Source organism: Sanguibacter sp. 25GB23B1 (assembly GCF_040012415.1).
Lineage (GTDB): Bacteria > Actinomycetota > Actinomycetes > Actinomycetales > Cellulomonadaceae > Sanguibacter.
In genome coordinates this window covers 78,382-101,597 of the sequence record NZ_JBDYKL010000010.1, presented here as the reverse complement: position 1 = coordinate 101,597, position 23,216 = coordinate 78,382, and the positions used below count along the sequence as shown (strand labels likewise).

Sequence of the window (23,216 nt, the reverse complement as noted above, 5' to 3'; positions counted from 1 at the left end):
GTGCAGGTAAGACGTGCGATGCACTGCAACTTCAGCGCTTACTCTAGCCACACCCCGGGCGATGTCGCTAGAGATCCTGCGAAAGTCGCGGACGACCGAGATCGACCGGTTTCAGCGGTAGCTCGCAACCCCGTCCCAGGCGCGCCGACGCTCGCGGCCCGGGTCGCTGATGACCCTGTCGCGAGCGGCGAAGATCATCGTGGGGCGGTCGTCGTCGTCGTAGGCGGGCCACCCCGGGACGGGGGCACCGGTGCGGACGAAGGACAGCCAGCTCTCCTGCATCCGGTCGCTCACGGCAGCGAGCTCCTCGCGCCCCCCGAGCCACGTCATGGCTCGCGCGCGCGGCGAGTCGAGCATCCCGAAGACGGGCACGAGGTCGGTCCCGTGTCCGCCACCGTGCCCGGACAGGTTGAGGGAGGGGGTCGTGAAGTCGTAGCGGTAGACGAACGTGGGCGAGTGCACCGCGTGCGCCTGTGCGGCCTGGACGGCCGGCACCCAGAACGTGGCGTCGCCGCCGAGCTGCGCACGGGCGCGCATGCTCGGGTACCCCGGGTAGGCGGAGAGCACCTTGAGCTGGGCGCCGGGGTCGGTGATCTCGAACATGAGGTTGATCGCCTCGGGCGTGGTCGGGACGTCCGACGTCCCGGGGCCGGCGAAGACGATGCCCTCGTGCTTCGTCGACCCGATGAGGAGCGGCACCTGTGCCGAGCGGCCGGCGGCGAAGGCGTCGAGGGGGTGCTCGGGCAGGAAGTCGCCGTCGACGACGGGGCTCATGCACAGCGCACCCGGCGTCTCGACCGGGACGAGGGCGGCCAGCCGGGCACCGGCGTCGACGAGCTCTTTCGGTGCGGCGCTGAGCAGCGCGTCGGCCGCGAGGCTCTCCGTGGTGCGCAACCAGTTGATGAAGTCGCGCGCCCAGCCCGCCGCTCGCTCGGGGCCGTAGGCGGCGGAGACGGTGGGGCTCTGCGCGATCGCCCGGTGGAAGAGGCCGTGCGCGGCCGGCACGCACAGGAGCGTCGTCACGGCTGCGGCGCCGGAGGACTGGCCGGCGATCGTCACCTGTGACGGGTCGCCGCCGAACGCGGCGATGTTGTCGCGGACCCACTCGAGCGCGGCGACCTGGTCGCGGAGGCCGAGGTTCGACTCGAACGTCCGTCGGGGGGTCGAGTACTGCGAGAAGTCGAGGAAGCCGAGGGCGCCCAGGCGGTAGTTCACGGTGACGACCACGACGTCTCCGCGGGAGACGAGCGCGTCGGCGGCATAGGCGGGGGCTGAGCCGGCGCCGCGGCTGAAGGCGCCGCCGTGGAACCAGACGAGGACGGGGCGAGGGGTGTCGTCGGGTCCGGGCTGCGGGGCGAGGACGCTCAGCGTGAGGCAGTCCTCGGACTGCTCCGTCTCCGGACCGGCGGCGGAGAACGCCTGCGTGACGCGTTGCGGTGCGACGGGCCCGTGGTGCATGGCGTTGCGGGTCCCGGTCCAGCTCGTCGGGGCCGCAGGGGCACGGAAGCGCAGGTTCCCCACGGGCGGGGCTGCGTACGGGATGCCGCGGAAGGCGCGCAGCCCGCTCGTGGTCGTGGTCCCACGGAGCCGACCCTGGGCGACGTCCACCTGGGTGCTCACGGTGCGGGCGGGCGTGGGGTTGTCCGTGCTGGTCACTGTGCGGCTCCTTGCGCCGCTGGTTGCGGCCTCGCGGTTGCGTCCTCGCTCTGAGGCTAGCCCGTCCGGCCCGTCACCACGCACCGGCGGAGCGGAGAAGCGGTGAGGGTCGGTGGGAGGTCCGGCGCAGCAGGCGCGGACGACTCAGCGGTGGCTCTGGACGAGCGGGCACGTGAAGGTGTCGCGCGCGCCGAGCCCGACCTCGTTGAGGTACCGGATGACGATGCCGTAGGACTCGAAGAGCCCAGTCTGCGTGTACTTGACGTCCTTCTCGGCGCAGAACGCCGCGATGATCGGCTGGGCGTGGCGCAGGCTGACGCGCGGCATGCTCGGGAAGAGGTGGTGCTCGATCTGGTAGTTGAGCCCGCCGAGCGCCACGTCGACGAACCGGCCGCCGGTGACGTTGCGGCTCATGAGCACCTGGCGGCGCAGGAAGTCGACCTTGAGGTCCTTCGGCACGATGGGCATGCCCTTGTGGTTCGGAGCGAACGAGCCGCCCATGTACAGGCCGAAGAGCGCGAGGTGCAGCGCGACGAACACGACGGCCTTGACCGGGGAGAGCACGGCGAAGACGAGGACGACGTAGCCGACGAGGCGGGTGCCGAGGAAGAGGATCTCGATGCCACGGCGGGCGATGGGCTCGCGGCCGACGACGCGCTTGAGGCCCTGGTAGTGCAGGTCGAGCCCTTCGAGGAGCAGCAGCGGGAAGAAGAACCAGCCCTGGTGCGCGGCGAACCAGCGTGTGAAGGGGTTGCGGCGTGAGGCGGCCTGCGTGGCGGTGAACGCGAGGACCGGCAGGTCGATGTCCGGGTCCACGCCCTCCTTGTTCGGGTTGCCGTGGTGCTTCGTGTGCTTGTGCTGCCACCAGCCGTAGCTGAGGCCGACGAAGAGGTTCGCGACGACGAGCGATGTCCACTCGTTCCACTTCCCGGAGACGAACATCTGCCGGTGCGCGGCGTCGTGGCCGAGGAAGGCGGTCTGCGTCATGACGACGGCGGCGACGACGGCTGTCGTGAGCTGCCACCACGAGTCGCCGATGACGACGAACACGGTGATGAGGGCTGCCCAGACGAGCACCATGCCGACGAGCTTGGCCCAGTAGTAGGCGTAGCGGCGGCGCATGAGGCCGGCGTCCTGGATCCTGCGGGAGATCTCCGCGAAGTCGGTGACCGCGCGGACGCGGGGCGAGGCGGGCACAGCAGGGCCGGGCGAGGTGAGCGTTGCGCTCATAGAGGCTCCGTGGGGAGTGGGTGAGCGCAAGAGGTCGTTCGGGGAGACGCCGACCGGTGAGTTCCGCTCGAGCTCGGGCGTGGTCGGCGACACGGCTGTCCCAGCCGGTCTGGATACACGAATGCCCCGGGCACGAGGCCCGGGGCATTCGTAGAGATCTTGGTTGCTGTCCTGGCGTCCGAATACTCAGACTGCCCAGGTCAGGGCACCAGAATCAGAGGGGGCGAATGTTCTCCGCCTGCGGGCCCTTCGGGCCCTGCGTGACGTCGAACTCGACCTTCTGGTTCTCGTCGAGGCTGCGGTATCCGCTGGACGAGATCGCGGAGTAGTGCGCGAACACGTCGGCCGAGCCGTCCTCAGGTGCGATGAAGCCGAAGCCCTTTTCGGCGTTGAACCACTTCACGGTTCCAACAGTCATTTGATACTCCTTCAAGAGTGATCACAACGGCTCCGCGTGTCGGAGGCGTTCGTCACGGTGTTCCGTCGTCAACTCTTGAAGAACAAGATCCGCGGGCATTGGCCCTGCGCGGCAAAGACATGAGATTCACTGCAACTTCTGTCCAGAGACTACACACGTCTGGGCGTCGTGGCTAGTGGCCGGTCCTCGCGGGTCTGTCGAGGGCCGGCCGGACGGTCATGCCACGCCGTGGTCCGCGAGCTCCGGCGTCTCGACCGTGAGGGCGCCGAGGGCCGAGCCGACGATGTGCATGGCGCGCAGCGTGCTGATCTGCGGACCGTCGAGCGGGACGAGCGTGGTGAACTCGGACCAGGCGTCGAGCTGGCTGTCGAGGTCGCGCTGGACGGCACGGAGCCACAGCTGGGCGAACGCGGCGTAGGAGCGCTTGTCGTCACGCGTGAGGGGCGCTCCCTCGATGTCGAGGTAGCAGCGCGCGATCCGCTTGTCGAAGAGGGGGACGAGGCGTGGGCGCTTGCGGTGCAGGAGCGACGAGAACGTCGTGAGGCTCACACCGGGCATCGGGTGCGTGTCGAGGAACGCGTAGAGGTCGAGCACGGCGCTGATGTCGTCGTAGGTGGCGCCGGCGAGGGACGTCTCCATCGGGATGGCGCGCAGGACCGCGTTGACGGCGGGCAGGTTGTCGACGAGGGCGTCGTACGTGGCGACGCTCTCGAGGGGGGCTCCGACGAGCCAGGGCGCGAGGAGGTCGGCGGGGGAGAGGAACTCCGACGGTCCGCCCTCGTAGGCGTCGTACGCCGGGTAGGACCCGTGCTCTCCGGGACTGTTGAGATGGCGTCGGACGTGGTCGCGCGCTGTGTCGAAGTCGACGCGCGCTCCACCCACTCTGACGTCCGGGCGGGCAGCGGTGACCTCCGAGCTCGATGTTGTCATGTGTGCACTATCGGACGGATCGCCTCCCGAGACGAGAGCGTGCGGGGGACGACATCGCTTTTCATCCGTACTTCACCCGTCGATGTGCATCACGGGTGGCCCACAGCGTCAGCTGGGTCAGCCGTGCGCCGTCGTGCGTCAGTCCCGCGCCGTCCCCAGGCCGATGAAGGCGCCGAGCTCGCACAGGCCCTCCGGCGTCGCGGGCAGGTAGTCGGTGAGCCACGGTGAGCGGACGACGACCGCGAGCCACTGGCCGCGCGAGACCGCCACGTTGACGCGGTTGCGGGACAGGAGGAAGCCCATGCCGCGGGGGACGTCGTCGGCGGAGGACGCGGCCATCGTCATGATGACGACGGGGGCCTGCTGCCCCTGGAACTTGTCGACCGTACCGACGCGCGTGCCGCCGAAGCCGGCGGAGCGCAGGGACCGCTCGACGAGGGCACGCTGAGCGTTGTACGCCGCGACCACGAGGATGTCCGTGTCCGCGAGCGGGCGGTACACGCGCCCGGCGTCGGGCGCAGTACCCGCTTCCGTGCCCGCTGAGGTACCCGCTCCTGCGTCCGGTTCGCCGTCGCTGTCCGGTGCGGGAGTGCCGTCCGACCACGGTGTCCCGACGAGCGCGGCGACCTGCCGCACGACCTCGTCGGCCTCCTCGGTCGACAGGACGGCGTTGCCGCGGTGCTCGACGAGGACGGTCCGGACGCCGGGCTCGACGCCCTCGAGGTCGCGAGCCGTCGTCGTGGCCTCCTCGGAGACGAGGCGCCCCTCGTAGGCGAGGCGGGACACGGGTGCGCAGAGGGCGGGGTGCATGCGCCAGGTGCGCTCGAGGAAGTACCCGCGGTCGGCCGGGAGCGCGTCGTGGCCCTCGGCCACCCAGGAGAGAGCGGACTGGTCGACGGGTTCGGGGTGCGTGCCCTGCGTGACCTGGGGGAGTTGCTGCGGGTCGCCGAGGAGCAGGAGGTTCTGGGCAGCGACGGAGACGGCGAGCGTGTTCGCGAGGGAGAACTGGCCGGCCTCGTCGACGACGAGGAGGTCGAGCTCACCGCGACCGACCTTGGCGGTGTTCGTGAAGTCCCAGGCGGTCCCGCCGACGACGTAACCGTGGTCGCGGTGCTCGGCGAGGAACTTCGCCTGCTTCTTCTCGGGGATCGCGGTCCAGGTGCGCTCGACGCTGGGGTCCTGGGGCGTCTTGCCGACCCGGTAGCCGGGGACGCCTGCCTCGACGACCGTGTCGAGGAGGTTCTCCACGACCGCGTGGGACGGTGCGACGACGCCGACGTGCCACCCGCTGCGCACGAGGCGTTCGATGACGCGGGCGCCGACGAAGGTCTTGCCCGTCCCCGGAGGGCCTTGGACGGCGACGTACGAGCGGTCGAGGGCGCGGACGGCGTCGGCGATCGCGCTGATGTACGCGCCCTTGCCGGTGCGGGGCACGGGCAGGACGCCCGCGCCGGTGCTGCCGGGGGCGCCGCCGTCGCGCAGCTGGGGCGGGAGGCGGCGGAGGATGTCGAGGCCGGCCTGGGCGGGGAACGAGTGGCCGGGGAGGTAGATCGACCGGCGGACGCTGCTCGCGACCTCGCGGATCGCGTTCTCCAGCGGGGTGGTGCGGACAGGGCTGCCGGGTCCGACGGCCATGGGCAGCTCGTCGTACGGCTCGAGGCCCTTCTTGAGGACCTCCTCGACGACGAGGACGTCGTGCCCGGCGGCGTCCGACGTGACGCGCAGGACCGTGGCGGTGCCGGTGACCTGGCGGACGGCGCCCTGCGGGGCGACGAGGCCGGGCGGCAGCGGTGCTGAGTAGATGCACCAGACGCTCGACCCGGCGCCGAGCGTGCTGCCGGTCGCGAGCTCGCCCACGAGCGTGATCTCGCGGCGCAGCGAGCGCTGGTTGCCCTCCTTGAACCAGTCCCGGGTGACGCTCACGGTCTCGGCGACGAGGACGTCACGCGTCTGCGCCCACTCGTCCGGCGGCACGGTGAGGCGGTCGAAGTGCTCCCACCAGAAGGGCTTGTTCTCCCGGCGGTGGTACCCGAGCGCGGCGGAGAGCATCGCGAGGCCCTGCTCGTCGTGCGTGCGCTCGTCCCGCGGGGCATCGCCCGCGGCGTGGAGGAGCTCGAGGGCCTCGGCGGCGATGGCCTCTTCGCGGTTCTCGTCGTCCGCGGAGCCGCTCGGTCCTGCCTCGGCCAGGACCGCCGGCGCGGCGGTCGGCGTCACGCCCGCCTCGGCGGCACGCTCGAGCAACCAGTCGCGCAGGCGCAGCGTCGAGACGCAGTCGTAGCGGTTGTAGCCGGCGATGAGGTCGAGGGCGGCCTCGTGCTCGGCGGTGCGCCCGGCGTCGCGGAGCTCGCACGCGAGCGCGTACTGGGCGATCGAGTCGGCGGCGTTGTCGAGGGCGTCGCTGCGCAGGTCGTCGCCCATGTAGAGCGGCTCGAGCTTCTTGATCGAGTAGGAGGGCTGGGAGACCCGGATGCTCTGGCGCACCGTGGCGTAGAGGTCGACGAGGACACCGGCCCGGAGCAGCTCGTCGAGCTGCGCCTCGCCGACGCCGTGCCGCCCGACGAGGCGGCCGAGCGCCGTCTTCTCGTAGGGCGCGTAGTGGTAGACGTGCATCGCGGGGTGCTCGGCGCGGCGGGCCGTGACGTAGTCGAGGAAGTCGGCGAGCGCCTGCTTCTCCTCGGCGCGCGAGTGTGCCCAGAAGGGGCGGAACGTCTCGGGCTCGGCGCCGACACCGCCGTCGCCCGTCTCGACGACGCCGAAGAGGTACTCCAGCCCCCAGTCGCCCGAGCCGCGCTCGGCCCACAGGGGGTCGCCCTCGAAGTCGAAGAAGAGGTCGCCCGGGTCGGCGGGCGGCAGCGCGGCGAGGGCGTCCGTCGCGACGACGACGGCGTGCACGTCCGGCTGTCCGTTCGCCAGCGGCGGGCGGAGCTCCTGGGCAACCTGCATCGCGGCCTGCTCCCGCAGCGCGGTGAGCGTGCGCTCGGCGATCCCCGGCACCGGACCGGTGCTCGTCGCGAGCTCGTCGATGGACCGGATGCCGGCCGCCGCGAGGCGTGCCCGCTGGGTGGTGCGCATGCCCGCGACGAGCAGGACGTCCCGGTGCTCGGTTACGTGCACGGCGCACACGTCGCACCGGCCGCACGCGAGGTACCGCTCGTCGCCCCACCGGACGGGTCCGTCCTCGCCGTGGTGCTCGTCGAGGATCGCCTCGAGCCGGGCGCGGCGCTCGCGGTACACGGGCACGATGTCCGCGACCGCGTGGCTCGACGAGCTCCCGTCGCCCAGGACGAGGCGCACCTGTGGGGCGACCTCGATGCCTGCTGCCGCGAGCTGGTCCGCGTAGGCCGCGACCTGCAGGAGCGCGGTCACCTTCGCGTGCCGTGCCAGCTTCGTGTCGACGACCGCGTACGACACGTGCGTCGACGACGTCCGGGGGCCGGAGCCCGCGTCGTCCTCGCGGACGAGGAAGTCCGGGCGGCCGAGGAAGCGACCGTCGAACACCGTGCCCTGGTAGACGACGTCGACGCCGCTGCGCAGCAGGGCGACCGTGCGCTCGTGCGCCGCCCGGAGGTCGTCGGCCGTGTCCCACCGCTCTGCGCCGAGCACCGCGACGCCGCGGTCCGGGTGGAGCGAGCCGGACGCCGGGTCGTGCGGCCCGAAGCGCTCGAGGTAGTCCTGCAGCACCCGCTTCTCGTGCGCGAGGCCCAGCTGAGCCGTCCGCTTGAGCATCGCGTCACCCGCCACCGCGCCCCGGGACGTGGTGCGACCCAGACGGAGGTCGAGGGCGCTGAGGAGCGCCAGCTCGCACGTCGCCGAGAGAGCGATGTCGGTCGCGCTGCACACCAGCACGTCATCAAGAACAAGCACGGTGACCCCTCACACGGATGGGGCGATCGCCCGGGGCTCAACCTACCGGGCAGCGACCACGCACGGGCACGGTCCTCGGTCCCGGTTCAGAGGCGCAGGCCGAGGTGGACACCGTTCTCGTCGGCCCCGAGCGTCGTGAAGCCGAGGTGCGCGTAGAACCCGCCGGCCCGGACGTTCGTCGCCGCCATCCCCAGGTGCACACCGGGCACGCCCAGGGCACGCAGCGCCGCGAAGAGCGTCTCGAGGAGCACCCGGCCGTTGCCGCCACCCTGCGCCTCCGGCAGCACGTCGACGTGCAGGTGCGCCGGGTACTGGTCCAGGAACGCCGGGTCCGGACCGTGGTGGTCGTGGAGGATCTCGATGAACGTCGCGTCGACCGTCCCCGGCGGGAGCGACCCGTCGCGCGCCTGCTCGAGCGGGTAGCGCTCGCGGAGAGCGGGCAGCCAGTCCCGGACCACGAGCTCGTCGAAGGCCGCGCTGTCCCGGACACCGAGCACGTAGCCGGCGACGGCCTCCGGCCCCGTTCGCGCCCCGTCGACGAGGACGAACGCCAGCTCCGGCTCGAACGCGAGGTACGGGCCGAGGTAGAGGTCGCCGATGAGGCGCGGGTGCACCGAGCGGTCCGTCGCGTCACCACCGGCGTCGCCCGTCCGCAAGCAGATGTCGTAGAGCCGGTCGACCTCGGCGGCGTCGGTCGTGTCGGCGGGCCGGACGGACCAGCGAGGGGGTGTGAGATGTGCGTCGTCGGACATAGGAGGCAATCTAGCGGTGCCCGGGAGCGGCACCGGGAGGGCTGGGGTATGAAGGAAGCATGACTTCCCCCATCCCCACCGTGACCCTCAACAACGGCGTCCAGATCCCGCAGGTCGGGTTCGGCACGTTCCAGATCCCCGAGGACGACACGCAGCGTGCGGTCGAGTCCGCCATCGACGCGGGCTACCGCCACATCGACACGGCCGCCGGGTACTACAACGAGGCCGGCGTCGGCGCAGCGGTCCGGGCGAGCAGCCTGACCCGCGAGGAGCTCTTCGTCACGACGAAGCTCCGGAACGGCGACCAGGGCTACGAGAGCACCCTCAAGGCGTTCGAGGCGAGCCGCTCCGAGCTCGGTCTCGACTACGTCGACCTCTACCTCATCCACTGGCCCTACCCGAGCGAGGGCCTCTACGTGGAGACGTGGCGCGCGTTCGAGAAGCTCCACGCCGATGGCGTGATCAAGTCCATCGGCGTCTCGAACTTCCTGCCCGAGCACCTCGAGAAGCTCCTCGCGGCGACCGAGATCGTCCCCGCCGTCAACCAGATCGAGGTGCACCCCACGTTCCAGCAGGCGTCTCTCGCCGCGACCTCCCGCGCCGCGGGCATCGCCGTCGAGGCCTACAGCCCGCTCGGTCGCGGCGCCGACCTCGAGGCGGAGCAGGTCGTCTCGATCGCCCGCGAGCACGACGTCACGCCCGCACAGGTGGTGCTGCGCTGGCACGTGCAGAGCGGCAACGTCATCATCCCGAAGTCGACGAACCCCGAGCGCATCGCGTCCAACCTCGACCTCTTCGGCTTCGAGCTGAGCGACGAGCAGATGGCTGCGGTCACCGCCCTCGAGTCCGGGCAGCGCACCGGCGCAGACCCCGCGACGGCGGCGTTCACACAGTTCCGCTGAGCCCCTCTCTGCGGGTGCGGATCAGCCTCTGCCGTGCCTACCGTGGTGGACACCCGGCACCCTCGGGTGTCCACCCGTCCCCAGGAGGCACCACCCATGTCTGATGCAGATCTCTCCGGCCGCCGCGTCCTCGCCATCGTCACGAACTACGGCGTCGAGCAGGACGAGCTCGTCGTCCCCGTCGACCACCTCCGCGAGGCCGGCGCGACGGTCGACGTGGCTGCGGTCGAGGACGCACCCGTCGAGACGCTCGTCGGCGACAAGGACCCGGGGCGCCCGGTCCAGCCGACCACCACGCTCGGCTCGGTCGACGCCGACGGGTACGACCTGCTCCTCGTCCCCGGCGGCACGCTCAACGCCGACACGCTGCGCCTGCAGGACGACGCGGTGAACCTCGTCAAGGCGTTCGCGTCGTCGGGCCGACCTGTCGCCGCCATCTGCCACGGTCCGTGGCTCCTCGTCGAGGCGGGCCTCGCCGACGGCAAGCGCCTCACCTCCTACCCCTCGCTGACCACGGACGTCCGCAACGCGGGCGGCACCTGGGTCGACGAGGAGGTCGTCGCCGACGACGCCCGAGGCTTCCGGCTCATCACGTCCCGCACCCCCGACGACCTCGCGGCGTTCCTCGGCGAGATCGACGCGACGCTGACCGCCTGAGGCCAGAGCACGACCGGCGCAGCACCGGGTCGGCGTTCACGCAGCAGCGTCTGACGTCCGCGTTCAGGACCAGTGCGCCGGGTGGTGGCCGTCCCGCTGAGCCGGGTGGTGGGCCCGGCGCGCGGCGGTCGTGGCGGGCCCGTGCCAGACGAAGAGCGCCAGGAGTGCGACCCACCCCAGGGCCGCTGCGACCGCGAACACGGTCGTCAGCGAGTACGTGGCGTCGAGCACTGGTCGCGAGCCCCCGGCGAGCGCGCTGAACACCGACCGCTCGCTGCCCGGCGCGTCCGTCCCGTCGACGAGGAAGAAGCCCGTCCCTGCGAGACCGGCCCACGCGACGAGCTGGGCGGTCGCCTGCGGGACGGACAGCGACGTCGATCCTGGACGCCCGGCCTCGGTGCGCCACACGGACCGGGGGTACCGGCGCCGGGCCATGACGGTCGTGACGACGAGCGCCGCGAGGAGCCAGGGGCCGACCGTGAAGGGGAAGAGGAGCAACAACCACCCCGGCGTGCCGACGAGGAGGCGCCCGCCCCAGACCCACAGCAGGAGGATCACGTTGTTCGCGATCATGTGGCGGGTCGAGATCCGCGCGAGAGTGTCCACGCGGGCATCGTAGGCGCCGCACCGGGTGGGTCCGGGCAAAGATCCCCCCAGAGGAGGACAGACGAGGCCCACCTGCATCGATACGCTCCCTGGAGACCGCCTGCGCTCGCAGGCACCGTTCAGGGGAGCACCGATGACCGGCACCGCCGCACCACCCGACGTCGACCCGGCCACCCTCGCGGTGAGCACGCGCGGGCTGCGCAAGACGTACCGGACCCGGCACGGTCGCCAGGTCGCCGTGCAGGGACTCGACCTCGACGTACCGATCGGTGGCGTCCACGGCTTCCTCGGACCCAACGGCTCCGGCAAGACGACCTCGATCCGCATGCTCCTCGGCCTCATCCGCGCCGACTCGGGCACGATGTCGATCTTCGGTCACGAGGTGCCCGAGCAGCTGCCGACGGTGATCGACCGGATCGGTGCGATCGTCGAGCAGCCCAAGTTCTTCCCGAACTTCAGCGCCCGCAAGAACCTCGACCTCCTCGCCGGTGGCATCGGTGCGCCGTCGACCGCCGTCGGGAAGGTGCTCGACGACGTCGGGCTCTCCGACCGCGCGAAGGACCGGTACCGCACGTACTCCCTCGGGATGAAGCAGCGCCTCGCGATCGCGGCGACCCTGCTCAAGGACCCTGACCTGCTCATCTTCGACGAGCCGACCAACGGCCTCGACCCGGCGGGCATCCGGGAGATCCGCACGACGATGCGTGGTCTCGCCGAACGCGGCAAGACCGTCCTCGTGAGCAGCCACATCCTCGCCGAGGTCGAGCAGGTGGCGGATACCGTGTCGATCATCGGCCACGGGAGGCTCCTCGCGAGCGGGTCGGTCGCCGAGATCATCGGTGGCGGCGCGCACGCCGCGACGACCGTGCGGGTCGGCGTCGCCGACCTCGCGACCGCGACGCGCGTCCTCACGGAGGCAGGGCTGAGCGTGCGGGCCGACGGGGAGATCCTCGTCGTCGACGGCGCGGCCGACCCGGCGGACATCACGCGACGCCTCGCGCACCACGAGCTCTACGTCAACGAGCTCGTGCCCGTGCGCGCCGGCCTGGAGTCCGTGTTCCTCAGCCTCACCGCTGGAGAAGGGCCAGGGACTCACCTTCCGCTCGGCGAGAGTCCCGGCAGCCCGAAGCAGGGCAGCCCCAAGCACGGCGGCCCCGAGGCAGGTGCGCTGTGATGCGGCTCCTGCGGGTCGAGGTCGACCGCTTCACCTCACGCCGCCTCGCCCGCTTCGCCGTCCTCGGTGCTCTCGCGATCGTCGCCATCGCGATCCTCGGGATGTGGCAGACGGCCAAGCCGCTGCCCGAGAGCCAGGTCGCGATGATGCGCGCGGACTTCGAGATCGCCGTCCAGGAGTGGGAGGAGAACGGCGACGAGATCATCGCCACGTGTGAGGCCGACGAGGCCGTGGCGCAGAAGGACGACCCGAGCATCGACTTCGGGTGCGAGATGCAGGAGCCGGTCTGGGAGAACTGGACGTGGGAGGAGCCGACCTTCGCCGAGGAGTCCCCGAACATCCTGCCGGTGCTCGCCGTCCCGCTGGCGTTCGTCAGCTTCCTCGTCGGCGTGAGCTTCCTCGCGGCCGAGTTCACCACCGGCTCGATGGGCAACTGGCTGACGTTCGAGCCGCGCCGGACCCGCGTGTACTTCAGCAAGGTCGCGGCGGCGGCGGTCGCGACCGTGCCCGTCGCGCTCGTGGTCCTCGCGGTCGCCATCGGTGGGGCATGGGTTGCGTACACGGCCAACGACCACGTCGGGACCATGACGACGGACCGGTGGGGGGAGGTCGCCGTCAGCGGGGTGCGGGTGCTCCTGCTCATGGTCGGCTTCGCAGCCCTCGGTGCCGCGCTCGGCGCGCTCGTGCGCCACACCGCCGCCGTCATGGGGATCGTCCTGGGCTACGCCGTCGTCGTCGAAGGGATGCTCGGGTCCTTGGTCGAGGCGTTGCAGCCGTACCTGCTGCGGCTGAACATGATGGCGGTCGCGTCCGGCGAGGCCACGTACGGCACCGAGGAGTGTCGCATGGTCGACGGCGCGCAGGTGTGCGAGTGGGTCCAGCAGTCCGTCTCGCTCACCCACGGTGCCGTGACGATGGGCGCGGTGCTCGTCGTCGGCGTGGTGCTCGGGTGGGTCACGTTCCGGCGGAGAGACGTCGTCTGAGCTCTCGGGCCAGACCACGCCATCTGGGGCTCCGGGGCAGACGCTCCGGCTCAGTCCGGCGGTGCGGCGGACGTTCGTCGTACCGCCTCGACGACCGTGTCGACGAGGAGCGGGTGTGCGAGCGGGCGGAAGTGCCCGGCGAGCGGGAGCTCGATGTTCGTCGCTCCGGCGAGGACGCTCTGCTCGGGGATGTGCGGGTCGAACTCCGCGTAGACCGAGGTGATGCGCTCGTTCGCGTCGGCCTGTGCGCTGAGGTCGAGCAGGTCGACGTTGCCGGGCGCGAACGCGCGCAGGGTCCGGCCCACGAGGTAGGAGGCGTAACGGGAGCCGCCGAAGGGTGTGTTGACGGCGACGAGGCCGCGGATCCGGCGCGGCTCGGCTTCCTGCACCATCATCCGTTTGCCGATGAGGCCGCCCTTGCTGTGCGCGACGAGCACCACGTCGGTGAGGTCGCGCTCCGCGAGGACGTCGAGCGCGAGACGAGCGGAGTCGGCGACGGGCAGGCGGTTGAGGCCGAGCGCGGGGACGGTCCAGACCGGGTGGCCGAGCGCGTTGAGCCGGCGGGCGACGGGCAGGAGGAACGTCCACGTCTCGTAGACGCCGGGCAGCAGGAGGACCGGCGGGCCGTCGCCGGTTGCGAGGAGGGTCGGGTCGGGTCGCCGACGCAGTGCCCCGCCGAACACCGAACGGGCCTGCAAGCCCGCGACGTACGCGTAGTCGAGCGCCCACGAGAGCAGGCGCGGGGTGCGGCGGGCGCTCGGGGCCGGCGGCGTCGCGCCCGGTGGCGTCGCTGCGGCGGGGCTCATGAGCGCGCGCGAACCCGTTCGAGGATGATGTCGGCGACGATCTCGGGGTAGGACATCATGACGACGTGCGGGCCTGGCATCTCGAGGAACGTCCCGTGGGGTGCGAGGTCGGCGAGGCGGTGGACCCACTCGCGCGGTGCGACCGGGTCGCGGTCGCCGCGCACGACGAGGAGGTCGGCGGTCACCGCGGCGACGGTCGCCTCCATGTCGTGCTCGAGCAGGTGCCGCAGCTGACGACGGTAGTAGCCCGCGCCGCAGCGGAAGACGGTGTCCGTCATGGTGCTGACGATCGATGCGGGTGTCTCGTGGAGCTGGTCGCGCAGGAGCCTGGCCGCCTGCCGCTTGGCGGTGGCGCCCGTCGGCTCGACCGTCGGGCCGAGGAGGACGGCGCTGTCGGTGATGTCCGGGTCGCGTGCGAGGAGCTCTGCGACGAACTGCGACCCCATCGAGTGGCCGACGAGGAGCGGCCGGTCGATGCCGTGGGTGCGGATGTAGCGGCCGATCGCGTCGGCGTGGTCCGCGATGTCGAGGTCACGCGTCGGGTCTGGTGCGGAGCCGAAGCCCGGCAGGTCGAGGGCGTGGACCGTCCCGTGCGCGGCGAGCAGCCGCGCGAGCGGCCGGAAGTACCGGGACGACGCACCCAGGCCGTGGACGAGGACGAACGCGGGCCGCTCCTGTGCGCTGGGTGTGCCTGTCCCGGTGGCCGGTGCGTCGGCGGCCGACGGTGCACCGGGTGCGGCGTCCGCGTCGTCCCAGACCCACGCGTCGATCGTCACGTCCCCGACGGGCGTGGTCGTGCGGCGTGGAGGCATCGCCACCTGGGGTGGGTCGACGGTGGCGCTCACGGGCACGGGGCTCCTCGGGGTGGGGGTGGTGGATGAGTGTTCGGGACCGGTGCCCGCCTGCTGGGTCGGCCGTCGCCGGATCATGACGCCGTCGGATCATGACGTCGCCTCATCATGACGCGGGGCGAGCCGTCCGGCGACCGCGCGGGGGTGCTGTGGCGGGGTCGGGGAGTCGCTGGGATGCTCGGAGCAGGGTCGAGAGCGCGGCCCGTCGACGCAACCGGCGCGCCCCGGTGGGGCCGCCCGATCGATCGGAGCACTCATGGCTGACCACTCGCACGACACAGCGTCACCTCTCGCGCAGGCAGCGATCGCCCTCGAGGACGCGGAGGCGCTCGACGGTGCCGCCGACCTCGTGCGTCCCTGGGCGCAGTTCCTCACCGCGCAACCGGTGCGGAGGGCGCTGCTCCAGGGTGCGTGGCTGGGGCACAAGCTGCACCCGGTGCTGTCCGACCTCCCGGTGGGGTTCTGGACGTCGGCGACGGTGCTCGACGTGCTGCAGGGGGAGGAGGCGGCGAAGTCTGCCGACACGCTCGTCGGGCTGGGCGTGCTGTCGGCTGTGCCCACGGCGCTCAGCGGGTGGGCGGACTGGGGTTCTGCTCCGCGCCGGACGCAGCGGGTCGGGGTGGTGCACGCTGCCGCCAACGGGGCGGCTGCCGGGCTCTACGCGTGGTCGTTCGTGCAGCGCAAGCGTGGGAAGCGGGCCTCGGGGATCGCGCTCGGTCTCGTCGCGAGCACGGCGCTCGGAGCGGGCGGGTTCCTCGGTGGGCACATGGCCAAGGCAGGGGAGTAGCGCCGGGCGACGCGCCGCCGAGCCGTCGAGAAGACATTGGTTGAACTCTCAACTATCGTGAGGGTGGTCGGCACGTCAACGGCACTTTCGATCAGGAGACGGACATGAGCAGCGCACTCGAATTCGGCATCGACACCTTCGGCGACGTCACCCCGGGACCAGACGGGGAGCTGCTGAGCCACGCCCAGGTGCTCCGCAACGTCGTCGAGGAGGGTGTGCTCGCTGACCAGGTGGGACTCGACTTCATCGGGATCGGTGAGCACCACCGTGCTGACTACTCCGTCTCCGCGCCGGACATCGTCCTCACGGCGATCGCCGCGAAGACGGAGCGCATCCGCGTCGGTTCCGCCGTGACGGTCCTGTCGAGCGACGACCCCATCCGGGTGTTCCAGCGCTTTGCGACGATCGACGCGATCTCCGGCGGTCGCGCCGAGGTGATCCTCGGGCGCGGATCCTTCATCGAGTCCTTCCCGCTGTTCGGGTACGACCTCGCGCAGTACAACGAGCTCTTCGAGGAGAAGCTCGAGCTCTTCATGAACGTGCGCGAGCAGCAACCGGTGACGTGGAACGGGACGGTGCGGGCACCGCTCGAGGGTCTTGACGTCTTCCCTCACGTCGAGAGCGGGCTCCTTAAGACGTGGATCGCGGTGGGCGGCAGCCCCGAGAGCGTCATCCGTGCTGCCGGGTACGGCCTGCCGTTGATGCTCGCGATCATCGGCGGGGACCCCGTGGCGTTCAAGCAGTTCACGGACCTCTACCGCCGGGCGCTGGGCGAGTTCGGCAAGGAGTCGCAGCCTGTTGGTGTTCACGCTCCTGGGTATATCGCCGAGACGGACGAGCAGGCCATGGAGGACTCGTGGCCGCTCATCGGCAAGTACTTCTCGAAGATCGCGCTCGAGCGCGGCGGGCGGGCCATGGGTGAGGGGCAGTTCCGGGCGCAGGTCGGGCCCGAGGGCGCGTACTTCATCGGGTCGCCGGAGACGGTGGCGAAGAAGATCGTGCGCGTTGTGAAGGCGCTGGAGCTCGACCGCTTCGACTTCAAGTACGCCAACGGGCCCATGGAGCACTCCAAGCTGCTCAACAGCCTCGAGCTGTACGGGACGAAGGTTGTGCCGTTGGTGCGGGAGATGTTGGCGTGATCTGAGAGAGTCTCGGCCGTGCATCCCAGCGATATCCACGCAGCAGCGCTCGTGTGCGTCGATGGAAGGGAATCGCTGCCCGAAGAGCTGTGCGAGCGGTTCACGCAGGGCCAGTGCGACGCATTCTCGGACGCTGTGCATGCCGCGACGGGATGGCCCGTCGTCGTTGTCGGTGACGGCGACGGCGGGCGAGTGGGTTGGGTGCACGCCGGCGTGCTGGCGCCTACCGGGATGATCGTCGATGCTCTGGGTCACCACGACCCGGCGGACTGGCTCAACGAGTGGGCGCCGATCGTCGATGCGTACGGGGAAAGCGATCCTGCCTACTCGCCCGAGGACGTTGATATCGACCGGGCGGAGATTTACGGGTGGTGCGGATCGTGGCCGCATCTCCCCATGACAGTCCAATGAAGCTGACGCTAAAAGGCGAGCATCTCGATTGGCACCGGGCCGAGGATAGAGAGCCCGATCGTCGGCAAGTCGGATTGACGGGGCTCGGTGCGGGGTCACGACCCCAGCCGCTCTACATGGCCCTGGGGCTGCGACCGATGGAGGCAGCAGACAACCCTCCCACCCCGCACCAAGAGCTTGCGAGGAGCTCCCACGCACCATGTCCCGATGTCTCGGATCTCAGGTCACGCCTGCTTGGCTCGCGTTCCTGTCCTAAGAATAGAGACATTGGGACACCGGTGATCTACGCAAGTCCAGCCCTCGGCCTTGACGTCGCTTGAGTCCTCGACAGATGCGATACGACCTGTCCGACCACGTGCGCCTTCCATGTCGGTGGGGCGGGTGGCGCAGACCGTCCAGCAGCGCCTCGCTTGCGCCGCCGTCGTCTGGGAGATGCTCGACGATCTCGGCAACCAGCACGGGCTGCCCGACCGCACGCTCGACCTGATGTTCTCTGCCGTCGTCGGCTTTCGGCTTCGGCGCACCTCGTACGTGCGTGCGGCCGCGGTCGACGAACGGACAGCCACTCGCGACTTCAAGCGCCTCGCCGACGTGGGGCTGTTGCGTCCCGTGGGGGAGACGAAAGGGCGGTACTACGTGGCGGGCGAGGGGCTGTCCGCCGTTGTCGCTGTCATGCGTGACGGTGACGAGCTCACCGAGCCTACGAGGGCTTCCGGGGCGCGTTGTACGCGTAGCCCTGGCTCGTTCTACGGCAGTATGTGGCGCGTGCACAGTGACGACGGGTGGGGCCGGGGCGCTTCGGCTGATGGGCCGCCACCGTTGATGATCTGGCGCGTCGGTCGCCCGGGGCTGATCCTCAGCCGGATCGGGATCGCCGTGAGTGCAGTGACGATCCTTGCGCTCTTGGCATGGTTGCCCCTGACGCCCGATGCGGACCGGGTCCAGGCCGGCGGCGTCATAGTGCTCTGCCTCACGGTCGGACTCGGTTTGTGGAGAACGGGGATCCGTCCGTCCGTCGCGGCGACCGAGACCGGCCTGACCATCACGAATCCTCTTCGGTCGGTGACCGTCGACTGGGTCGACATCGTGAGGGTGTCGGCAGACTTCGACGGCATTACGGTTCATCGCCTGAGCGCGCCTCCGGCGGTGATCTGGGCCGTGCAGAAGTCGAAGCTCAGTGAGTGGCTGCTCGAACGCAGCCGGGCGGACGACGTGGTGGACCGGATCCAGCAGCTCGCGACGGAACGTGGAGCCACGCTCGGGACAGGAGGGGAACTCGGCCGAGAAGCGCTCGAGCCGTGGGACGCGTACCGGGAGCCGCTGCCGTTCCCGTGGCGGATGACGTGGTTCGAGGCGGGCTTCATGAACGGACTGCGCCACTCCCCGTCGCCGTTCGTCGTTGCTGCCTGGGCGCTGTTCTGCGGCGGGGCCGGCGTGCTGAACTTGGGAATCGTCATGGATGACGCGTGGGACGACCATGTGCTGCGGGACCGTGGGGTCGTCGTCGAAGGAACGGTCGTGGATTCAACCCGGTTGATCGAAGTCACCTGGCCAGCCATCGCCCCCCGGACGGTGGGACTGCTCCGCGGAGGTCTCGAGCCGGACGAGTACGCGGTAGGGGCCGTCGTGGACGTGCTGTCCGATCCGCACCATCCCGCGCGGGCGCGTCTCGTCGGCGTCGACCCCCTCGATTCGCGGGGTGGGGAGACCGTCGGGCACGTTGCTACTAGCGCGCTTATGTTGCTCATGGCGGACGTCCAGGCCAAGTGGGCCCGCTGGCTCTTCGTTCACCGCCACGACCCGCCGTCGCGCGGGCGTCACCGGGCTGATCCGTCAGCGTAGGCGCGCCGGGTCGGGTCGCGATGGAGCGACCGTCGAGGATCGAGCCCTCAGTACCAGTTCTTCTCCTGCGAGTGCGCCCACGCGTTGCACGCCGTGCCGTACCGGCCGTCGATGTAGGAGACGCCCCAGCGGACCTGCGTCTGGGGGTTGGTCTCCCAGTCGGCTCCGGCGGACGCCATCTTCTTGCCAGGCAGAGCTTGGGGGATGCCGTAGGCGCTCGATGTCGGGTTGTCGGCGGTGTAGTTCCAGCCTGATTCCTTCTGCCACAGTGCGTCGAGGCAGGCGAACTCGTCGCCTCCGCCCACGAGGTCGGATGCGTACGCCTTGATCGATCCGGTCTCGGGTGGTGCGCTCTGGCGCGGCTTGGTCGGCTTGGGTCGTGCAGCTTCCTCAGCGTCGGCCTTGGCCTTCGCCTCGGCGTCGATGATCGCCTGAGCGGCGGCGGCCTGTGCCTCCTCCTCGGCGATACGGGCTGCCTCGGCGGCAGCGATCGCCTCAAGGACAGCGCGCTCGGCCGCCTCGCGCTCGGCGCGGGAGACGACGGTGATGACGCCCTCTTGCGCGGCGGTGTCCCACGCGCCGTCGGGCGCAGCCGTCACCGGAGCGGTCCCCGGCAGAGGGGAGCGTTCCGTCGACCGTGAAGCCACGAACCCCGGACCGCGGTCGCCGGCCTCGACTGCCGGTGCCGACGTCGCGTCCGCGCTCGTCGTGCCAGAGGCCCACACGAGAGAGACCGCCAGGGCGGCGAGCACGCCTGCACGAGCGGCCGCCCGCGGGCGGTCGTGAGTCACGAGGGCATGTGCGCCGGTCGTCATGCGGTGTGTCCCTTCGACAGGTGTGGTCATCCCCTCATCGGCACGTTGCAAGCGACGCGCTCCTCAACGTGCGGGTGAAAACACGCGCCGGCCCGTCCATCGGGCTGTGTTGCCAGACGTCGCGCTCCGGCTCCCAGGTCACGCGGTAGGGTGTAAGTATTAGGCGTCAGGAGTGTTTAATGCTTACAACTCAGATCTGGCTCGCGCTCGCCGAGCATGCATTCGGCGTCACACCCCTGTCCGACGCGAAGTCGACCGCCGACGTCCAGCTGAAGCGTGACGGCGGCGAGCCAGTGCAGTACGAGGTCACGGTCGTGGACGGACCTCTCCGGCCAGCACGGCTCAGCGCAGAGAGCGCGAAGGAGCGTGCCCACCCACTGTTGCTCCTGGTCGCGGCGGCCTCGCCCAGGACGCTCGCTGAAGCCGAGAGGATGGGGATCTCCGTGCTCGCCGCCCCGCAGCGAGCGAACGAGGACATCTACGGTGTCGTCGTTCATCCCGGCACGGGTTCCGCCGTTCACATCGGACCGAGGCTCGCGGTCCCTGCTCGGCCCAAGCGACCGGGGAGGGCACCGTGGTCGACCTCGGCCTTGGTGATCCGACTTCTCGACAACCCTGCGCACACCCAACAGGAACTGGCGGACGCCCTTGGTGTCTCGCGAGTCCGTGTCACCCAGATCCTCGACAAGCTTGACGGCTTGGTCGCGCGTGGGAGCGCCGGTTGGGCGCTCCGTTCTCCTGCGGCCGCAGCCGACTGGCTGGCGGGGGAGTATCAGCCCGCCTCTCTCGTCGAAGAGACATGGCTGACTCTCGACCCGGTGGTCGAGGTCGCCGGTGAGGTGTCCCGCGGACTCGCCCACCAGGAAGTTCGCTGTGCCATCTCGGGAGACGTCGCTGCCGACGTCATCGCACCCTGGGCGAACCCCACGCAGCTCATCGTCTACTGCGACCGAATCGTCGATCTCGAACCCTATGGACTGACGCCCTCGCCCGAATCGAGTGCGAACGTGATCGTGCGGGTCCCGAAAGACCCCTACATCCTGCGAGATTCCAGACGTGCCCGTGGTCTTCCGATCGTTCATCCGTGGCGCGTCTGGATCGACCTGGCAGGGCGTGAGTTTCCCGACGCCGCAGAAGCCCTGCGCCGTTCGCTGCTGTCCCACAGCGAGAAGGTCGCGCCATGAGCACCCCGTCCCTCGCACTCCGGTCCGGGTCCAACGCGTCTGACGCTGCCTGGCTCGCCGTCCGGGACGTGGCCCGGATCGCAGCGGAGCTCGACGTCGAGTACCGGCTCGTCGGTGGCAACAGCGTCACGCTCCTGGCGCACCTCCACGGCGCTTCGCACCTGGCGCCGGAGCGCGAGACGTCGGATGCCGACATGGGTGTCCCCTACGAGGTGTGTGCAGACCCACGGCTGCTGCCCCAGCTCCTCGGTCTCGGATACGAGCGTGAAGACGGCAATCGCTTCGTCCGTGGCGACGGCGACCGGACGCTCGTCATCGATGTCCTTGCGCCGTCGTACACGAGCGCGTTCTTGACCAACCAAGCGCACGGGGACCTCGTCGTGGATGAGGTTCCCGGGATCCGCTCGGCTTTGAACCTTCCCGCGACGGCTCTGCGAGTCGAAGTGACCCTGACTGACGGCGAGGTCGTCCCCCTTGAGATATCCCTGCCGCACGTTCATGCAGCGTTGATCATCAAGGCGTTCGCCTATCCCGACCGCCTCGCGAGCAAGGATGCCGTGGACATCTGGCGCTTGCTCGAGGCTGCCAACGCAGGCCGACTGACTGCTGAGGACTGGCCGATGAAGATCGAGGCGCGTGAAGGCGCTGCGCTTCTTCACCAGCACTTCGGGGGCAGGTCGTCACGAGGCCCCTCGCGGGCATCGACAGATGCGGCCTTGCAGGCTCGTATCCGGCTTCTGGTGGCCCGCGTCGTGGCGAAACCGGCCAGCTAGGGCGGGAAACCTAGCTCCAGCGCAGCAACCGCGCCCCGTGCGCCTCGATCGTCACCCGGATGGCGACGCTGCCCGGAGCGACACCGCGGGCGTCGTCGCTCTGCACCGTCACCGGTCGCGTCTCGACGTCCGTGCCGGTCCACAGCTCGCGCACCGTCCCCGCGAATCCGGCGGGTACGCCGACGTTGCCGGCGTCGAGCGCCACCGTCAGCGGCTCCGACCCGAGGTTGAACGCCGCCACCCACCCGCTGCTCGCGTCGGGCCCGTCCGCCGTCCACAGCACGAGGTCACCCTCGCGGAACACCTCACGCGACCCCCGCGACCCGAGCACCGCCAGCACCTCGGGGTTGGTGAACAGCGCGATGGTCTCCGGGCTCGACGACGGCAGGTCGCCGCCGATCATGAGCGGCGACCGCGCGACGATCCACAGCGTCATGAGCGTGACCCGCTCGGCAGGAGTGAGCCGGGAGTCTCGCGGCTCGCCCCGCTCGGCGCGGATGCCGATGCGGCCGAGGGGGAGCATGTCGCCGTCGGGCCAGCCGTGCTCGCTCGCGACCGGGGCCCAGCGGGCGAAGCGCGCGAAGTTCGCCTCGACGTCCTCCCACGTGTCCCAGAGGTCGTCGCAGATGCGCCACATCGTCGCGTGCTCGCGCAGGTGCTCCAGCCGCGTGAGCGAGAGGTCACGCCCGGGGGACAGGGACAGCTCCATCGGGCGGCCCGAGCGCTCGATAGCGAGCGAGAACGCCTCGATGTCCGCCGCCTGGTAGGGCCAGAGCATGTCGTCGGCCTTGATGAAGTCGACGCCCCACGACGCGTAGAGCGCGACGACCGAGTCGTAGTACGCCTGCGCCGCAGGGTGCTCGTGGTGGAGCCCGTCCATGTGCGGGTTCCACTCGCAGCGGTTGGAGGTGTCCGCCACCTCGTCGGCCGTGTGACCCGTCCCGGCCACGGGCGTCCGCGTGAACCTGGCCAGCCGCGGGATCCCCCGCATGACGTGGATGCCGAACTTCAGCCCCAGCGCGTGGACCTTCGCCGCGAGCGGCGCGAAGCCGGCCCCGCCGGCGGAGCTCGGGAAACGCTCCGGGTCGGGGACGAGCCGGCCCTCGGCGTCCAGCCGCAGCGGCGCACCGTCGTTGTAGCCGTGCGATCGCGCGGTGGGGTCCGACCAGTCGATGTCGACCACGACGGTGTCCCAGCCGAACGGCAGCAGGTGCTCGGCCATGAACTCGGCGTTGGCCAGCACCTCGTCCTCGGTGACGGTGGTGCCGAAGCAGTCCCAGCTGTTCCAGCCGAGGGGTGGTCGGGGTGACGGCGTCTTTGCCATGCGGGGCTCCTCACGTATGCCTCCTGTGAACGTTAACAACCCGACCCGGATGTGTCATGCACCCCGGCGCGCCCGCTCGCCCCGCGTCCCGCCGAACCTGACCGCCGAACCC

General features: G+C 70.6%; 21 protein-coding genes. 10 read left to right on the top strand and 11 right to left on the bottom strand.

The annotated features are described in order from the left end of the window. Positions 1-111: 111 nt before the first annotated feature. The 6 genes from ABKW26_RS08285 to ABKW26_RS08260 form a co-directional block, all read right to left on the bottom strand. Positions 112-1,656 (bottom strand): carboxylesterase/lipase family protein, encoded by a 1,545-nt coding sequence (locus ABKW26_RS08285; protein WP_348592595.1) that lies wholly within the window; start codon positions 1,654-1,656, stop codon positions 112-114. 144 nt (positions 1,657-1,800) lie between these two features. Then, the gene (locus tag ABKW26_RS08280) at positions 1,801-2,886 is read right to left on the bottom strand and encodes an acyl-CoA desaturase (protein ID WP_348592593.1); all 1,086 of its coding nucleotides are present in this window, start codon (positions 2,884-2,886) and stop codon (positions 1,801-1,803) included. A gap of 214 nt (positions 2,887-3,100) precedes the next feature. Further along, positions 3,101-3,304: a cold-shock protein gene (locus ABKW26_RS08275; RefSeq protein ID WP_098455544.1), complete on the bottom strand. Its 204-nt coding sequence runs from the start codon at positions 3,302-3,304 to the stop codon at positions 3,101-3,103. Positions 3,305-3,520: 216 nt separating this feature from the next. Further along, on the bottom strand, positions 3,521-4,234 hold the full coding sequence (locus ABKW26_RS08270; protein ID WP_348592591.1) for a DUF6308 family protein: 714 nt from the start codon (positions 4,232-4,234) through the stop codon (positions 3,521-3,523). A 138-nt stretch (positions 4,235-4,372) separates the two neighbouring features. Continuing rightward, a complete protein-coding gene (locus ABKW26_RS08265; RefSeq protein WP_348592589.1) occupies positions 4,373-8,098 on the bottom strand; it encodes a TM0106 family RecB-like putative nuclease in 3,726 nt (1,241 codons plus the stop codon). Between the two features lie 86 nt (positions 8,099-8,184). Next, positions 8,185-8,850, bottom strand: coding sequence for a GNAT family N-acetyltransferase (locus ABKW26_RS08260; RefSeq protein WP_348592587.1), 666 nt, complete (start codon positions 8,848-8,850; stop codon positions 8,185-8,187). 59 nt (positions 8,851-8,909) lie between these two features. On the opposite strand from ABKW26_RS08260, the gene ABKW26_RS08255 reads away from it, so the two are divergent. Then, on the top strand, positions 8,910-9,752 hold the full coding sequence (locus tag ABKW26_RS08255) for an aldo/keto reductase (protein ID WP_348592585.1): 843 nt from the start codon (positions 8,910-8,912) through the stop codon (positions 9,750-9,752). 96 nt (positions 9,753-9,848) lie between these two features. Beyond that, entirely contained in the window at positions 9,849-10,409 is a 561-nt protein-coding gene (locus tag ABKW26_RS08250) for a type 1 glutamine amidotransferase domain-containing protein (RefSeq protein ID WP_348592583.1), read from the top strand. 63 nt (positions 10,410-10,472) lie between these two features. On the opposite strand, the gene ABKW26_RS08245 is transcribed toward ABKW26_RS08250, so the two are convergent. Next, positions 10,473-11,015 carry a hypothetical protein gene (locus ABKW26_RS08245; RefSeq protein ID WP_348592581.1) on the bottom strand — a complete coding sequence of 181 codons (543 nt, stop codon included), beginning with the start codon at positions 11,013-11,015 and terminating at the stop codon, positions 10,473-10,475. Positions 11,016-11,148: 133 nt separating this feature from the next. On the opposite strand from ABKW26_RS08245, the gene ABKW26_RS08240 reads away from it, so the two are divergent. Together ABKW26_RS08240 and ABKW26_RS08235 are read left to right on the top strand one after the other, a co-directional pair. Next, positions 11,149-12,189, top strand: a complete 1,041-nt coding sequence (locus ABKW26_RS08240; RefSeq protein WP_348592579.1) for an ATP-binding cassette domain-containing protein — start codon at positions 11,149-11,151, stop codon at positions 12,187-12,189. Next, positions 12,189-13,172, top strand: coding sequence for an ABC transporter permease subunit (locus ABKW26_RS08235; protein ID WP_348592577.1), 984 nt, complete (start codon positions 12,189-12,191; stop codon positions 13,170-13,172). Before ABKW26_RS08240 ends, ABKW26_RS08235 begins: the two co-directional genes overlap by 1 nt. 50 nt (positions 13,173-13,222) lie before the next feature. On the opposite strand, the gene ABKW26_RS08230 is transcribed toward ABKW26_RS08235, so the two are convergent. Next, positions 13,223-13,978 carry an alpha/beta hydrolase gene (locus ABKW26_RS08230; RefSeq protein WP_348592576.1) on the bottom strand — a complete coding sequence of 252 codons (756 nt, stop codon included), beginning with the start codon at positions 13,976-13,978 and terminating at the stop codon, positions 13,223-13,225. Then, on the bottom strand, positions 13,975-14,823 hold the full coding sequence (locus ABKW26_RS08225; protein WP_348592574.1) for an alpha/beta fold hydrolase: 849 nt from the start codon (positions 14,821-14,823) through the stop codon (positions 13,975-13,977). Before ABKW26_RS08225 ends, ABKW26_RS08230 begins: the two co-directional genes overlap by 4 nt. Positions 14,824-15,085: 262 nt before the next feature. On the opposite strand from ABKW26_RS08225, the gene ABKW26_RS08220 reads away from it, so the two are divergent. From ABKW26_RS08220 to ABKW26_RS08205, 4 genes are all read left to right on the top strand, one after another. Next, a complete protein-coding gene (locus ABKW26_RS08220) occupies positions 15,086-15,616 on the top strand; it encodes a DUF2231 domain-containing protein (RefSeq protein ID WP_348592572.1) in 531 nt (176 codons plus the stop codon). A gap of 104 nt (positions 15,617-15,720) precedes the next feature. Further along, the gene (locus ABKW26_RS08215) at positions 15,721-16,755 is read left to right on the top strand and encodes an LLM class flavin-dependent oxidoreductase (protein ID WP_348592570.1); all 1,035 of its coding nucleotides are present in this window, start codon (positions 15,721-15,723) and stop codon (positions 16,753-16,755) included. 18 nt (positions 16,756-16,773) lie between these two features. Continuing rightward, positions 16,774-17,166 carry a hypothetical protein gene (locus ABKW26_RS08210; RefSeq protein WP_348592568.1) on the top strand — a complete coding sequence of 131 codons (393 nt, stop codon included), beginning with the start codon at positions 16,774-16,776 and terminating at the stop codon, positions 17,164-17,166. 381 nt (positions 17,167-17,547) lie between these two features. Next, entirely contained in the window at positions 17,548-19,008 is a 1,461-nt protein-coding gene (locus ABKW26_RS08205) for a PH domain-containing protein (RefSeq protein WP_348592566.1), read from the top strand. Between the two features lie 47 nt (positions 19,009-19,055). Here ABKW26_RS08205 and ABKW26_RS08200 read toward each other — a convergent pair whose 3' ends face one another. Next, a complete protein-coding gene (locus tag ABKW26_RS08200; protein WP_348592565.1) occupies positions 19,056-19,823 on the bottom strand; it encodes a lytic transglycosylase domain-containing protein in 768 nt (255 codons plus the stop codon). A gap of 314 nt (positions 19,824-20,137) precedes the next feature. On the opposite strand from ABKW26_RS08200, the gene ABKW26_RS08195 reads away from it, so the two are divergent. Both ABKW26_RS08195 and ABKW26_RS08190 read left to right on the top strand, forming a co-directional pair. Continuing rightward, the gene (locus ABKW26_RS08195; protein WP_348592564.1) at positions 20,138-21,007 is read left to right on the top strand and encodes a hypothetical protein; all 870 of its coding nucleotides are present in this window, start codon (positions 20,138-20,140) and stop codon (positions 21,005-21,007) included. Then, entirely contained in the window at positions 21,004-21,780 is a 777-nt protein-coding gene (locus ABKW26_RS08190) for a hypothetical protein (protein ID WP_348592562.1), read from the top strand. The genes ABKW26_RS08195 and ABKW26_RS08190 overlap by 4 nt, the downstream gene beginning before the upstream one ends. Positions 21,781-21,790: 10 nt before the next feature. Here ABKW26_RS08190 and ABKW26_RS08185 read toward each other — a convergent pair whose 3' ends face one another. Next, a complete protein-coding gene (locus ABKW26_RS08185) occupies positions 21,791-23,104 on the bottom strand; it encodes a glycoside hydrolase family 27 protein (protein WP_348592560.1) in 1,314 nt (437 codons plus the stop codon). Positions 23,105-23,216: the final 112 nt, after the last annotated feature.

Coding starts and splice junctions, on each gene's coding strand:
- ABKW26_RS08240 (WP_348592579.1), top strand. CDS start 11,149: ATGACCGGCACCGCCGCACCACCCGACGTCGACCCGGCCACCCTCGCG.
- ABKW26_RS08250 (WP_348592583.1), top strand. CDS start 9,849: ATGTCTGATGCAGATCTCTCCGGCCGCCGCGTCCTCGCCATCGTCACG.
- ABKW26_RS08270 (WP_348592591.1), bottom strand. CDS start 4,234: ATGACAACATCGAGCTCGGAGGTCACCGCTGCCCGCCCGGACGTCAGA.
- ABKW26_RS08280 (WP_348592593.1), bottom strand. CDS start 2,886: ATGAGCGCAACGCTCACCTCGCCCGGCCCTGCTGTGCCCGCCTCGCCC.
- ABKW26_RS08255 (WP_348592585.1), top strand. CDS start 8,910: ATGACTTCCCCCATCCCCACCGTGACCCTCAACAACGGCGTCCAGATC.
- ABKW26_RS08200 (WP_348592565.1), bottom strand. CDS start 19,823: ATGACGACCGGCGCACATGCCCTCGTGACTCACGACCGCCCGCGGGCG.
- ABKW26_RS08190 (WP_348592562.1), top strand. CDS start 21,004: ATGAGCACCCCGTCCCTCGCACTCCGGTCCGGGTCCAACGCGTCTGAC.
- ABKW26_RS08220 (WP_348592572.1), top strand. CDS start 15,086: ATGGCTGACCACTCGCACGACACAGCGTCACCTCTCGCGCAGGCAGCG.
- ABKW26_RS08275 (WP_098455544.1), bottom strand. CDS start 3,304: ATGACTGTTGGAACCGTGAAGTGGTTCAACGCCGAAAAGGGCTTCGGC.
- ABKW26_RS08235 (WP_348592577.1), top strand. CDS start 12,189: ATGCGGCTCCTGCGGGTCGAGGTCGACCGCTTCACCTCACGCCGCCTC.
- ABKW26_RS08260 (WP_348592587.1), bottom strand. CDS start 8,850: ATGTCCGACGACGCACATCTCACACCCCCTCGCTGGTCCGTCCGGCCC.
- ABKW26_RS08185 (WP_348592560.1), bottom strand. CDS start 23,104: ATGGCAAAGACGCCGTCACCCCGACCACCCCTCGGCTGGAACAGCTGG.
- ABKW26_RS08230 (WP_348592576.1), bottom strand. CDS start 13,978: ATGAGCCCCGCCGCAGCGACGCCACCGGGCGCGACGCCGCCGGCCCCG.
- ABKW26_RS08215 (WP_348592570.1), top strand. CDS start 15,721: ATGAGCAGCGCACTCGAATTCGGCATCGACACCTTCGGCGACGTCACC.